15 protein-coding genes are annotated in these 12,634 nt (G+C 59.0%); 8 read left to right on the top strand and 7 right to left on the bottom strand.

What is annotated here, in order from left to right:
* Nucleotides 1–1,713, bottom strand: a complete 1,713-nt coding sequence (locus BMY45_RS22865; protein ID WP_092401877.1) for a cation:proton antiporter — start codon at nt 1,711–1,713, stop codon at nt 1–3.
* 192 nt (nt 1,714–1,905) lie between these two features.
* Here BMY45_RS22865 and BMY45_RS22860 point away from each other — a divergent pair, with 192 nt between their 5' ends.
* The 3 genes from BMY45_RS22860 (at nt 1,906) to BMY45_RS22850 (ending at nt 3,519) form a co-directional block, all read left to right on the top strand.
* Entirely contained in the window at nt 1,906–2,145 is a 240-nt protein-coding gene (locus BMY45_RS22860) for a glutaredoxin family protein (protein WP_092401874.1), read from the top strand.
* Between the two features lie 92 nt (nt 2,146–2,237).
* On the top strand, nt 2,238–2,558 hold the full coding sequence (locus BMY45_RS22855; RefSeq protein ID WP_047226389.1) for a transcriptional regulator: 321 nt from the start codon (nt 2,238–2,240) through the stop codon (nt 2,556–2,558).
* 70 nt (nt 2,559–2,628) lie between these two features.
* The gene (locus tag BMY45_RS22850) at nt 2,629–3,519 is read left to right on the top strand and encodes a pseudouridine synthase (protein ID WP_092401871.1); all 891 of its coding nucleotides are present in this window, start codon (nt 2,629–2,631) and stop codon (nt 3,517–3,519) included.
* Nucleotides 3,520–3,597: 78 nt separating this feature from the next.
* Here the strand turns inward: BMY45_RS22850 and BMY45_RS22845 are convergent, their stop codons facing one another.
* Together BMY45_RS22845 and mobA are read right to left on the bottom strand one after the other, a co-directional pair.
* Nucleotides 3,598–3,819 (bottom strand): YgdI/YgdR family lipoprotein, encoded by a 222-nt coding sequence (locus tag BMY45_RS22845; RefSeq protein ID WP_047226391.1) that lies wholly within the window; start codon nt 3,817–3,819, stop codon nt 3,598–3,600.
* Between the two features lie 76 nt (nt 3,820–3,895).
* Nucleotides 3,896–4,498, bottom strand: coding sequence for a molybdenum cofactor guanylyltransferase MobA (gene mobA, locus BMY45_RS22840; RefSeq protein WP_092401868.1), 603 nt, complete (start codon nt 4,496–4,498; stop codon nt 3,896–3,898).
* Between the two features lie 78 nt (nt 4,499–4,576).
* Here mobA and moaB point away from each other — a divergent pair, with 78 nt between their 5' ends.
* Nucleotides 4,577–5,116, top strand: coding sequence for a molybdenum cofactor biosynthesis protein B (moaB, locus tag BMY45_RS22835; protein ID WP_047226393.1), 540 nt, complete (start codon nt 4,577–4,579; stop codon nt 5,114–5,116).
* The gene (gene glp, locus BMY45_RS22830) at nt 5,100–6,326 is read left to right on the top strand and encodes a molybdopterin molybdotransferase MoeA (protein WP_092401865.1); all 1,227 of its coding nucleotides are present in this window, start codon (nt 5,100–5,102) and stop codon (nt 6,324–6,326) included. The genes moaB and glp overlap by 17 nt, the downstream gene beginning before the upstream one ends.
* A gap of 61 nt (nt 6,327–6,387) precedes the next feature.
* Here glp and BMY45_RS28465 read toward each other — a convergent pair whose 3' ends face one another.
* Complete coding sequence (locus BMY45_RS28465) at nt 6,388–6,696, bottom strand: hypothetical protein (protein WP_225248412.1); 309 nt, start codon at nt 6,694–6,696, stop codon at nt 6,388–6,390.
* Between the two features lie 345 nt (nt 6,697–7,041).
* Here BMY45_RS28465 and yegS point away from each other — a divergent pair, with 345 nt between their 5' ends.
* Nucleotides 7,042–7,959 (top strand): lipid kinase YegS, encoded by a 918-nt coding sequence (gene yegS / locus BMY45_RS22820; protein ID WP_092401862.1) that lies wholly within the window; start codon nt 7,042–7,044, stop codon nt 7,957–7,959.
* On the opposite strand, the gene BMY45_RS22815 is transcribed toward yegS, so the two are convergent.
* The 3 genes from BMY45_RS22815 to BMY45_RS22805 all read right to left on the bottom strand — a co-directional run bounded on the left by BMY45_RS22815 (nt 7,943) and on the right by BMY45_RS22805 (nt 10,196).
* Complete coding sequence (locus tag BMY45_RS22815; RefSeq protein WP_092401859.1) at nt 7,943–8,602, bottom strand: response regulator; 660 nt, start codon at nt 8,600–8,602, stop codon at nt 7,943–7,945. The genes yegS and BMY45_RS22815 overlap by 17 nt on opposite strands.
* Entirely contained in the window at nt 8,599–9,492 is an 894-nt protein-coding gene (locus tag BMY45_RS22810; RefSeq protein WP_092401857.1) for a sensor histidine kinase, read from the bottom strand. Before BMY45_RS22810 ends, BMY45_RS22815 begins: the two co-directional genes overlap by 4 nt.
* 233 nt (nt 9,493–9,725) lie before the next feature.
* Complete coding sequence (locus BMY45_RS22805; protein WP_092401854.1) at nt 9,726–10,196, bottom strand: hypothetical protein; 471 nt, start codon at nt 10,194–10,196, stop codon at nt 9,726–9,728.
* Nucleotides 10,197–10,676: 480 nt separating this feature from the next.
* Between BMY45_RS22805 and BMY45_RS22800 the strand changes: the two genes are divergently transcribed.
* Together BMY45_RS22800 and BMY45_RS22795 are read left to right on the top strand one after the other, a co-directional pair.
* Entirely contained in the window at nt 10,677–11,600 is a 924-nt protein-coding gene (locus BMY45_RS22800) for a chemotaxis protein CheV (RefSeq protein WP_092401851.1), read from the top strand.
* Between the two features lie 70 nt (nt 11,601–11,670).
* A complete protein-coding gene (locus BMY45_RS22795) occupies nt 11,671–12,480 on the top strand; it encodes an MOSC domain-containing protein (protein WP_092401848.1) in 810 nt (269 codons plus the stop codon).
* The last annotated feature ends 154 nt before the right edge of the window (nt 12,481–12,634 follow it).

Here is a 12,634-nt window from a genome sequence, read left to right as displayed (position 1 = left end):
CTAAGGCTCTTTGTCCTGATTCCCAGGATAAAAACCGTGTAGCAAGCGATAGCGGTCGTGGCGGACCTGATCCACATGCTGCTGGACCTGCTGGTTCGGCAGCCCGAGCATGATCAGGGCGTGGGAGGCCAGCATCAGGCTTGACTCCAGCAGCTCGGGGACCACTTCGCTGGCCCCGGCAGCCTGCAACTCCGCCAATTGGCTGTCATCGCGGGTGCGCACCAGAATCGGCACCTGCGGATTGAGCCGGCGGGCTTCCTTGAGCACGCTGATGGCGATGTCGGTTTTGTCCACGGCGATCACCAACAGTTTGGCGCGACTCAGCCCGACGGCGGTCAGGAGGTCACCCCGGCGTGAATCTCCATAGTGCACGCAGCTTTCCCCGACGCTGGCTTCCTGAATGATGACCGGATCGTCGTCCAGGGCCACGAAGGCCTGGTGTTCCCTGCGCAGAAACCTCCCGATTGACTGGCCGACACGGCCATACCCGCAAATGACCACATGCCCCGACAAATCGGCATTGAGTGCGCTTATCTGGTCCAGCTGTGCCTCTTCGTTGGGTTTGCGGTGCAGGCGGGCAGCAATGCGCGGCGCGGCACGCAGCAGCAGTGGCGTCAGCAGCATCGAGCAGAAGGTCGCTGCCAGTAGCAGGCCGCTGATGTCGGCGGGCATGAGGCGGTTCTGCTGCATCAGTGCCATCAGGGCAAAACAGAATTCGCCGCCCTGGGCCAGGGCCAGACCACTGCGCCAGGAGGTTTCGCCGTCGTCCCCTTGCCACTTCACCAGCATTGCGACCACGCAGCCTTTGAGAAGCATCAATCCCAGGGTCAACCCGAGGATCAGCAAGCCGTCCTCCACAAACAACTGCAGATCGATCAGCATGCCGATGCTGACGAAAAACAGCCCCAGCAGAATGTCGCGGAACGGCCGTATGTCGGCCTCGATCTGATGTCGGTAGTGGCTTTCCCCTAACAACATGCCCGCCAGAAACGCCCCAAGCGCCGGTGACAGGCCCAGCAGATGGGTCAGCCACGCTGTCAGCAATACGATCACCAGGGCCAGCAGTACGAACAGCTCGGCGGACCGGGATTCGGCCACTTCATGGAACAGCCGTGGCAGCAGCAGACGACTGGCCAGCAGTAAACCGCCGAACAGCACCAGGGTCTTGCCCAGCGTCAGGGGCAACGCCCAGTACCATGGTTGCTCGCTGCTGCCGGCGAACACGGGGACGAGGGTCAACAGCAACACCGCGACGACATCCTGAAACAGCAGCACACCGATTGCGTTCTGGCCATGGCTGCTGAATATTTCCCCCAGGCTGGTCAGCTCCTTGCTGACAATCGCGGTGGATGACAAGGCCAGCCCGGCGCCGAGCAGCATGGCCGCGACAGGTGGGGCGCCGAAGAGCAGCAGCAGGCTGCCCAGCAGTATCCCTGAGCACAGTACCTGCAGGCTGCCAAGGCCGAACACGACCCTGCGCAGTTCGATCATCTTCGCCAGGGAGAACTCCAGCCCCAGCGAGAACAGCAGGAAAACCACCCCAAGCTCGGCCAGGTCTGGCAGTTCTTCGCTGTCGTTCACCCAGTCCAGGGCGGTGGGGCCGACCGCCAACCCGACACACAGATAACCCAGTACCGGTGGCAGGCGCAGTCGCCTGAACAGGGCGATGACCACCAGGGACGAGGCAAGAATGATCAGCAGATTGGCAAACAAGGGGTACTCCGATTCAAGGTTTGCGCCACACAGCGTAGAAGGAAAAAAAGCGCCGGGCAGTGCCGGAAAAGTATTGGCGCTCAAAGATTTGCATCAGCGTTTTACCGAAGCACCGGGCATCATATTACCCGGCTCGACGGTTTCGCGGAGGGGGCCTAGAATGACCATCTCTTTTTTGTGGGTCTACCTGCCATGCCTCCTGAATGCCAGTTGTTCGGCACCCTGGGTTGTCATCTTTGTGAAGTCGCCGAAGGTGTGTTGATGTCTTTCGTCGAGCATGGATTGTTGGTGGAACTGGTGGATATCGCCGAGAGCGAGGACTTGTCCGAACGTTATGGGCTGCGAATCCCGGTCCTGCGCCGGATCGATACTGGCGCGGAACTGGATTGGCCTTTCGACGATGCTGACAAGGTGGCCGCTTTCCTGAGTTGAACCCTGCCATACGTCGATTCCAGGCACTGTCATTGGCGAAAATTTCCTTCTTCGGTTACTGTATGTACATACAGCTATCTGGAGTGCGTCCCTTGGTCAATGTCGAACAACTGAAAAACAGCGTGAACAGGATGTCCGTGGACGTTGTGCGCGAGGCGGTCCAGGAGTTGCGCCTGGACGGGCTGGTCACCGAAGGCAAGACGCCCTTCAACAAACTGCATTTCAATACCTGCTTCGCCGAGATCGAAGCATTGTTCCAGCGTGCCGGCTACCACAAGCAACTGGATGTGGTGGGTTACCAGGGCTTGTTGTATGCGTTGTACGATCCGGGTCGCTGGGAGGCGGTGGAAGTGCTGCGCTGGTTGAAAGAGTTCACCGAAGCGGCAGCAAAGACGACGTCGATCCCGGCGTGAAGCAATCATTGCTGGGCTGGCTTGCGCGGCTGACGGATAATGCCACCCTGCCAGAAGATTAGAGTTTCCAATGTCCCGGTCATCGTTTTGCGCCGCTCACCATCAGGCCAGCACCTTGTATCTTCCGCCCGGCTCCTGGCAGACGGTGCTGGAGTGCCTGTGCGAGCATTTCAGCACCATCAGTCGCGAGCAGTGGCTGGACCGGATCATCCGGGGCCGGGTATTGGACGGAGAGGGCAAGGCCATTGCTGCCGACCTGCCATATCGGGAAGGCCTGCGCATCCACTACTTTCGTGAGGTGCCTGACGAGAAGCCGATCCCGGTCGTGGAATCGATTCTGTATGCCGACGAACATCTGGTGGTGGCGGACAAGCCGCATTTTCTGCCTGTCACGCCAGCCGGCGAGTATGTCGAGCAGACGCTGTTGCGACGTCTGATCCGACGTCTGGACAATCCCCATCTGGTGCCCTTGCACCGTATCGACCGGCATACGGCCGGGCTGGTGTTGTTTTCAGCCAACCCACAGACCCGTTCGGCTTATCAGTCGCTGTTTCCAACGCGAAAAATCGAGAAGCGCTACCAGGCCATAGCCCCTGCGTTACCTCAGATGACCTTCCCTCGGGTGCATAAGAGCCGAATGATCGATGGCGAGCCGTTCTTCCGGATGCAGGAAGGGTCGGGCGAGCCCAATACCGAAACGGCCATCGAAGTCCTGGAAAAAAACGGCGAGTTGTGGCGCTACGGTCTGTCTCCGGTCACGGGCAAGAAGCACCAGTTGCGAGTGCATATGAATGCCCTCGGGGCGGCTATCTGTAACGATCCGTTCTACCCGGAGGTGCTGCGGGACGTGGAGGACGATTACGCCAACCCGCTCAAGCTGCTGGCCCAGGGGTTGAGTTTCGTCGATCCTGTCACTGGCCAGGAACGTGTATTTCAAAGTGATATCAGCTTGCAGTGGTAATCGGGCTGACTTCCGAACAGGCATCAAAAAGCCCGCAAATATCGCGGGCTTTTCTGTATCTGGCTGTGGCGTTAAAAATTACAGGTCTTTAACGGTACGAACCTGATCCTTGTTCACGCGAGTCTCTTTACCGTCCAGTTGCTCGAATTCGTAGAAGCCGGTGTCTTCATCGTACTCGGGGGTGTCGACGGCCTGGATTTCGCGACCGTCATTCAAGGTAATCACTGTTGGCGATGCGCACCCGGCGAGAGTGGCGAGGCCCAGTGCGAGCATGAAAGTGGCGAGGGTCCGTTGAGTCATGGTGTTTCTCCGAAATAGGATTCTTCAAGTTACTGACCTTCAGACGTATACATCGCGCGCAAGTTCCTGGCTAGTGTCAATCTGACACATCTTTGTGGCCGCCGAGCAGTTCCGGCGTGTTCAGATTTGCCAGGCGAATATCGTTGGCAGGGCATTGCAGTGCAACCGCATGCAGCGCCCGCATGATGCGACCCGGGCTGCGTTCGCCTTCGCTCCAGGCCTGTTCGAAGGCCGGTGCCAGCGCTACAGGAATGACGCACAGCAGCGGTTCCCAGTGTTCACCGTGACGTACCATCAGGGGTTTGTCGGGATGCAGGCTTGCCTCGCTGAGCATGCTGTCAAGCAGGCTGGAGTCGATTTTCGGTACATCGCACGGCAGCACCAACAGAGACGGATATCGTGCCACCTTGAGGCCTGCCCGGATGCCTGCCAATGGGCCGGGGAAGCCCCCTTCATCGTCATGCACCAATTGATCGGCATACAGCGCATAGCGTTCCGGGTTGCGGTTGCAGGAGATAATCAGGTCGTCGCTCAGTGCTCGGGTCCGTCTATGCAGATGGGCGATCAATGGTTCGCCCTGCCACTCCACCAGGCCTTTGTCCTGCCCGCCCATGCGTTGTCCGCGCCCACCCGCCAGCAGCAGGATGGAGCATGATGGCGAGGAAGTGTTCGAGGTCATGGCGTATCTCCGCACAGGCGAAAAAATGAAGCGCTGTGATATAACACCGGGCTGTTTCCTCTACAACTGGACGAGCCTATGAAAGCCAAGGCTGATGTACCTTTCGTGCCGCTCAATATCGCGGTACTGACAGTCAGTGATACCCGCACCCTCGAAACCGATACATCCGGGCAGGTCTTTGTCGATCGACTCACGGCGGCCGGTCACAACCTGGCGGCGCGGGTTCTGCTCAAAGATGATTTGTACAAGATCCGCGCGCAAGTCGCGAACTGGATCGCCGAGGACGTGGTGCAAGTGGTGCTGATTACGGGCGGCACCGGTTTCACGGGGCGCGATAGCACTCCGGAAGCCGTCGCGTGCCTGCTGGACAAGCAGGTCGACGGCTTCGGTGAATTGTTTCGCCAAATATCGGTGGCGGACATAGGCACTTCCACCGTCCAGTCTCGGGCGCTGGCAGGTCTGGCCAATGGCACGCTGGTTTGTTGCCTGCCTGGCTCAACCAACGCGGTGCGCACTGGCTGGGACGGGATACTGGCCGAGCAACTGGATGCGCGGCATCGTCCATGTAACTTCGTGGCCCATCTGAAACAGGCAGCGCCTTGTGAATCCCGTGGGTAAACCGGGCAAGGCCGGTGCCCTGATGGCCGTGGAGGTGGCGTTGGAGCGTTTGCTCGAGATGGCGGCGGCTACGCCGATTGTCCAGCGTGAACGTTTGCCTTTGGCCGCGGCGCAAGGCCGGGTGCTTGCAGAAGATGTGGTATCGACCCTTGATTTGCCGCCATGGCCCAACAGCGCCATGGACGGCTACGCCTTGCGGCTGGCTGACTGCACAGGTGAGCCGCTGGTGGTCAGTCAGCGAATTTTCGCCGGTCAGGCCCCGGAGCCGCTGGCCGCAGGAACCTGTGCACGGATCTTCACCGGAGCGCCTGTCCCTGCCGGCGCTGACTGCGTCGAGATGCAGGAAAACACCGTGGTTGAAGATGACCTGCGCATACGCTTCACCGAGCCCATGGTGAGCGGGCAAAACATCCGCCCCCAGGGGCAGGAGACAACTGTCGGAGAAACGGTTCTCTCCTGCGGTACTCGCCTGGGGCCGATCGAACTGGGGCTGGCGGCATCTCTTGGCTGCGCGTCGCTGGAGGTGGTGCGCAAGGTGCGTGTTGCAGTGCTCTCCACCGGCGACGAACTGGTAGAGCCAGGTCAGGCGCTGGGCCCTGGCCAGATCTATAACAGCAATCGCGTACTGCTCTGTGGCTGGTTGCAGCAACTGGGTTGTGAGGTGGTCGACGCAGGTATTCTGCCCGACGACATGCCCGCCACCCGCCAGCGTCTGGGGCAGTTGTCGGATGTCGATCTGATCCTGTCCACTGGCGGCGTATCGGTGGGGGAGGCTGACTTCCTGGGGGCCGCCTTGCGCGAAGAGGGTGAACTCGCGCTCTGGAAACTTGCCATCAAACCCGGGAAACCGCTGACGTTCGGGCATTTTCGTGGTGTGCCCGTGATAGGCCTGCCCGGAAACCCTGCCTCGACATTGGTGACATTCGCCCTGTTGGCCCGCCCTTACTTGTTACGCCGTCAGGGTGTTCAGGCGGTAACCCCGCTCAAGTTCAAAGTGCCAGCCGGCTTCGATTGGCCGAAGGCAGGTGGTCGACGAGAATACTTGCGAGGTCGCATCGAGAACGGTCGGGCGATCATCTACCGCAATCAAAGCTCAGGTGTGTTGCGCAGCGCGGCCTGGGCTGAAGGACTGGTTGAAGTGCTTGAGGGGAGAACCCTGGTCGAAGGCGACGAAGTGGGTTTTATTCCCTTGAGCGAGGTCCTGGGCTAGCGCTGCAGCAGTGGGGGTATCGGCCCGAGTCGAGTGCTCGGGCTTTTCATGCCCATCGAATTTATCGCGAGAGCAGCATGACCAGTTGATCGAATCGACTGTTCGCAATCCAGCCCAGCAGGCCAAAGACCACCGCTGCTGCGCCTGCCGAATAGGCGAGCCTGTGGCGGATCACCTTCACATCGGTTCGGATTTCATCCATGTCTTTACGGATGTATTTAAGGTGGGTTTCCAGTTCAACGACGCGCGGTTCCAAATCAATTCCTCCTGCGGGATTACTGCAACTTTTGCATTCGTTTTGAACGTTGGCCTGTTCGCTTCCAAATGATGCGAGCTGCCGGGGTGACAGCTTGTATTTATGGCTATGCATGGGGCGTTTCATCCCTTTGGCCATAACTGTTCGAACCACTGTTCCGGCCCCTGCGGGCCGTGACGTATCCATCCATGGGTTAAGACATCCTTGTGTAATGAGCATTTAAACGATCCAGCACAACAGAACACCAAAGTGTCTCAATACCGTTGAAGGGTCAATTGAGCTGATTCGCCAGTTCTTGTAAGAAAATTCTTCGAGTCGAGAAGTGGGCGGCAGGCGGGCTGTCCGCCGGTTTTCCCCGTGGGCGCGCAGCGCAGTCTTTTATTTAAATTGAATCGGTCCGGGCTTTTTCGGCCGTGTGAGTGGTCCCATTCTCTGAACCTTCCCATGACGGAGATAACAATGAGCAAAGGCAAGGCGCTGTTGATTTTGCATGGCAAGCAAGCGCTCAACGATGAGGTTCGCGCCGCAGTGATGCTCAAGCGCAAGCAGGGCTGGGACCTTGCGGTCCGACTGACGTGGGAGGCCGGCGATGCCCGACGCTGTGTCGATGAGGCGCTGGATGCCGGTTACACGACGTTGATCGCCGGCGGTGGGGACGGGACCTTGCGTGATATCGCCGAGGCGATCGTGCGTCAATCGAGTGAGGTCAGCCTGGTATTGCTGCCGCTGGGTACGGCCAATGATTTTGCCCGTGCCGCCGGTATCCCGCTGGAGCCGGAGCAGGCCCTGGATCTGCTGGATGTCACGCCCCAGGCCATCGACCTGGGGGACGTGGGCGGTCAGATTTTCCTGAACATGGCCACGGGCGGTTTTGGCAGCCAAGTGACGGCGAACACCTCCGAGGACTTGAAAAAGGTTTTGGGTGGCGCCGCCTATCTGTTCACCGGTTTGTCACGTTTCAGTGAACTGAGTGCGGCCTACGGTGAGCTGCAGGGCCCGGATTTCCACTGGCAAGGCGATTTGCTGGCGCTGGGCATCGGCAATGGCCGGCAGGCCGGAGGGGGGCATGTACTGTGCCCTGAGGCGCTGGTCGATGATGGATTGCTGGACATCAGTGTCCTGCCGGCGCCTCAGGAAGTGGTCAGCACCCTGAAGGATTTGCTGGCCGGTGGCCTGGGCATCGACAACATGTTCGTGCGTGCACGCCTGCCATGGGTGGAAATCAAGGTCGCTCAAGGCCTGGATATCAATCTTGATGGCGAACCGTTGCAGGTCGACAGTTTGCGTTTCACTGTCCGGGCGAAAGCGTTGCGTGTTCACCTGCCCTCCGATTCGCCTTTGCTGAGTAACTCGGTGGCGCTTAATCGTCCAGGCTGATGATCTGCTCACGCACGGCGAACAGCACCAGCCCGGCCACATCATGGATCTGCAGGCGTTTCATGATTTGCGCCCGGTGGGTTTCTATGGTCTTGATGCTCAGGCTCAGGCCGTTGGCGATTTCCCGGGTGGACTTGCCGCGCACGATCAGCCGCAGGATCTCCAGTTGGCGGGCGGTCAAATTATGAGCCTGGCCAGGATCGGGTTGCGGCTTCTGGACGCGGGTCAGTGCCTGGTTGATCACGGTGTGGGCAATGGCAGGGCTCAGGTAGCGTTCGTTGTTGCGCAGAGCTTCCAGCGCGTGTTCCAGCTCGGTGGCGGTGGTGTCCTTGAGCAGATAGCCATGGGCTCCGGATTCCAGTGCCTGCATGATCAACGCCGGGTCGGTGTGCATCGACAGAATCAGTACTTTGCTCTGGGGACGCACGCGCTTGAGCTGTTGCAGCGCGTCCAGGCCGCAGGTGTCTTTCATGGATATATCCAGCAAGACGATATCTGGAACCAGCCGTTCAACCAATTCCAGCAATTGCGTCCCGTCACTGGCTTCGCCGATCACGGCATATCCGGGCAGATCCATGACCAGGGCGCGCACGCCGGCCCTGATCAGCGAGTGGTCATCTATCAGAAGCAAGTTACAAATCAATGGAGAACCTTATTCTTGCTGGCCCGTTCCAGGGCGCGAGGCGTCCAGGGAAAGCTTGCCTCAATATGGGTACCTTTGCCGGCCTCGCTGATGACCTTCAAGGTGCCGCCCAGTTGTTCAACCCGCTCCGACATGCCGGCCATGCCGCGTTGTCCTTCGTGAGCGGGGTGGGAGGCCGGGACGAATCCTTTGCCATCGTCGCTGATCAACAGGGTCAGGCCTTCGGGCAAGCGTTGCAGGCGCACCAGCAGGTTTTTCGCCTGGGCATGGCGCAAAATATTGGTCACGGCTTCCTGGGTGATTCGAAACGCGGCGACCGTCATTTCCTCAGGGATACCGGTCATGCGTTGTTGACAGTCCAGGCTCCATTTCAGCGGTGTGTTAGCCAGCGTCTTGAGCAGGTGCGCGCGCAGGCTGGCTTCAAGTCCCAGGCTGGTCAGTTGTCTTGGGTTGAGAATGGCTGAGACGTCGCGAACCTTGTTGAGCGTTTCGTCCAGCGTCTCGCAGAGAATCGTGCACTGGCCCTGCAGTTCTTCCGGAATACGGCGCTTGAGCCATTCGCTTTGCAGTTTTGCCGCAGTCAGCAACTGGCCGATATCGTCGTGCAATTCACGGCTGAGCCGATGGCGCTCATTTTCCTGGACCTCAAGCAACCGATCGGCCAACTCCTGGGGCTGGAACTTGATGGATTTGTGTGACAGGCGATGCTGGATCCAGACGCAGGTCGTGGCCGCGATATTCAGCGCCAGCAAACTCAGGGGTACGGTAGAGGCCAACAGGTAGACCAGCAGGCTGCCAAGGGTTGAGCAGATGCACAACGACAACGTGAAACGGCGGGCATTTTCTCGGGAGGGTGGCCAGGTGATGATTGACTTGAGGCTGGCGTACATGACGGATGGAGCCAATGAATGTTCGCTGCGGGCAGGCCAGTCAGCGTATCTGACAGGCCGGGACGGGTAAACGTTTCAGGTCGAAGGCAGCCTCAGTTGGCGGCTTAATGCCACTATCTTGAGGCCACTGACGCGGGAGATAGTACCACTTCATATTTCGTTGGTCGCGTTCAGCATGGTGGCGTGAAAGTGCCAAGTGTCAGCCGCATCAGGTCGAACCGCACTCATCGGCCTCAGGCCTGTTTTTGTGAGTAGGGCACCAAACCCAGGGGGCGCGAAGCAGGCAATGTCTGGCCAGGACTCTGGCCTACCTGGAAGGCAAAGGCTTCGATCAACGAGGTCTGTTCGCTGCTGTCCAGGCTGAGCTGGCCGGTGGTGTGATCGACCAGTTCCAGTTGCCAGGCCATCAGGGTGAAGCAATCCTTCAGCGCGCCCAGCGCCTGATCATGCAATTCAACGTGACTTTGCGCGTTGCTGAGCAAGCCATGGATATGCAGCGAAAATTCTGAAATGGCTTCCAGCGCCAGGGCGTCGGCCTTGTTTGCCAGCTTCAGCAAGGTACTGAGCATGCAATCAATGGCGTCCCTGTCGTCGTTGATCAGTTGCAGGTGGCTTAGGCATTCCTCTGACTTGGCCAAAAGCGTTTCGGCCTCGATCAGAAATTCGGGAAGGCGCTGATTCCAGTTTTTACGATCGTTCGGCATGCTTATCTCCACAACATCATGTCAGACGCAAGAAAATCGCGTGTGGCGAACGGCAGGAATTCACGGCCGGCAACTAACGAAGACCCGCAGGCACTCTTTCGCCCGTAGACAAAGGCATGCTCGCAAACGATTGCACTGGCGGGATCGGCCAAATGGCTGGAAGTCCGGTGTCCTGCGGTCGCGCACAAAAGCCTGACTCCGTTCAGCAATGAGAATGGCGTCACATTAATGGCTATTGGATAGCGGGAATATCAGGTTGCACCTGATTGTTGCTAGGGGAAACCCCTAGACGGGGGAACTTTGTGCGCAAGCTGAGGTCGCGCCGCGCAGAACTTGAGGGATGAAATCTGTGAAGCCAGTAAAGCATGATGCTAATGTGACATCAATGCCCTGCGCGACATTTTATACAGGGGTCAAGATCCGGCCTGCACGGCCGATATCTCCTTTATGGATTCATCCGAACAAGCCCAGGAGTCATAGATGGCCGGCATTCTCGATACAGTAGATCAACGAACCCAACTGGTGGGTGAGAATCGCCTGGAAATTCTCATGTTTCGCCTGGCGGGGCGGCAGTTGTTCGCCATTAACGTGTTCAAGGTCCAGGAAGTGCTGCAGTTGCCGAAGCTGACGTTGATGCCGCAGCGCCATCCGTTTGTGTGCGGCGTAGTCAATCTGAGGGGCCAGACGTTGCCGGTGATCGACCTGTCCCAGGCCATCGGTATGCGTCCGCTGGTGCCGGGACCGAACAGCACCATTATCGTCACCGAGTACAACCGTTCGGTTCAGGCGTTCCTGGTGGGCGGCGTGGACCGCATCGTCAATATGAACTGGGAAGCCATCTTGCCGCCGCCGACCAGCGCCGGACGTGAGCACTACCTGACGGCGATCAGCAAGGTTGATGACCAGTTGGTGGAAATCATCGACGTGGAAAAAGTCCTGGCTGAAATCGTGCCTTACAACGCCAAGGTTTCCCGGGACAAACTCGAAGATCCGGTACTGGAGCGCGCCCGCGGACGCGAAGTGCTGCTGGTGGACGACTCCAATGTCGCGCTCTCTCAACTGCGCGATACGCTGGGTCAGTTGGGTGTGAAAATGCACGTTGCCAGCGACGGTTTGAAAGCCCTGAACATGCTCAAGGCCTGGGCCGATACTGGCGAAGTGATGACCGATAAATTACTGATGATTTTCACCGACGCGGAAATGCCGGAAATGGACGGCTATCGCCTGACCACCGAGATCCGCAACGACCCTCGTTTGCGGGGCCTCTACGTAGTGCTGCACACCTCGCTGTCCGGCAGCTTCAACGATTCGATGGTCAAGAAGGTCGGCTGCGACAACTTCCTCTCCAAATTCCAGCCGGACAAGCTGGTTGACGTGGTGCGCCAGCGACTGATGCTCGACTGAGGCTGATCATGGTTTGCTTCAATGGCCGGCTCGTATAAGGTGGCGTTTTTCGTCACCAGGGAAGTCGAGCATGTTGCGGCTGAGCGCGTTGTATCGTTATCCGTTGAAGTCCGGCAAGGGTCAGCTCCTGCAAGGCATAGGCCTGGACAAGCTGGGCCTGGACGGTGACCGGCGCTGGATGCTGGTGGACGAGGGCACCGGGCGTTTCCTGACCCAGCGGGCAGTGATTCAAATGAGCCAGCTCTCGGCATTGTGGAACGAGGCAGGCGGTCTGACGCTCAGTGCGCCAGGTTTTGCCTCGCTGGATGTACCGCTGCCACCTGCCGACGAAGAGCAGCGACGTGGTGTGATCATCTGGCGAGACACCTTGCGCGTACCGGATGCCGGTGACGAGGCAGCGGCCTGGGTCAGCGAATTCATCGGCAAGCCCACCCGGCTGGTTCACGTTCCGGTAGAACTGGCGCGCACCACCGCCGCCGGTTACGGCAAGGATGACGACAAGGTGGCGTTCGCAGACGGTTTCCCCTTGCTGCTGATCGGCCAGGCCTCTTTGCAGGACGTGTCCGATCGGGTCGGCCGCCCTTTGGAGATGCTGCGCTTTCGTCCCAACCTGGTTATCGAGGGCAGCGAGGCATTTGTCGAGGATGGCTGGAAGCGCATTCGTATCGGCGATGTGGAGTTCCGGCTGGTCAAGCCCTGCTCGCGCTGCATCATGACCACGGTCGATCCGCAAACCGGCGAACGCGACCCTGACCGCGAACCCTTCGCCACGTTGCAGCAGTATCGTTCGACACCGGACGGTGCGATGTTCGGCCAGAACCTGGTCAATGACAGCAATGGTTGGCTTGAAGTGGGCATGCCGGTTGAAGTGCTCGAATAAACACCGCTTCTGAAAAAACAATGCCCGTGTCCACCGGACACGGGTATTTTTCATTCCCGATACCACGCCGGGGCTTTTGTGGCGAGGGGATTTATCCCCGCTGGCTGCACAGCAGCCTAAAGATTTGCAGCCTCGGTGTATCAGGCTGACTGTG

The sequence above is a fragment of the Pseudomonas sp. NFACC39-1 genome (genome assembly GCF_900110355.1).
Classification (GTDB): domain Bacteria; phylum Pseudomonadota; class Gammaproteobacteria; order Pseudomonadales; family Pseudomonadaceae; genus Aquipseudomonas; species Aquipseudomonas tehranensis.
The sequence above is the reverse complement of the archived record's forward strand: the minus strand, read 5'-3'. Positions and strand labels throughout refer to the sequence as shown.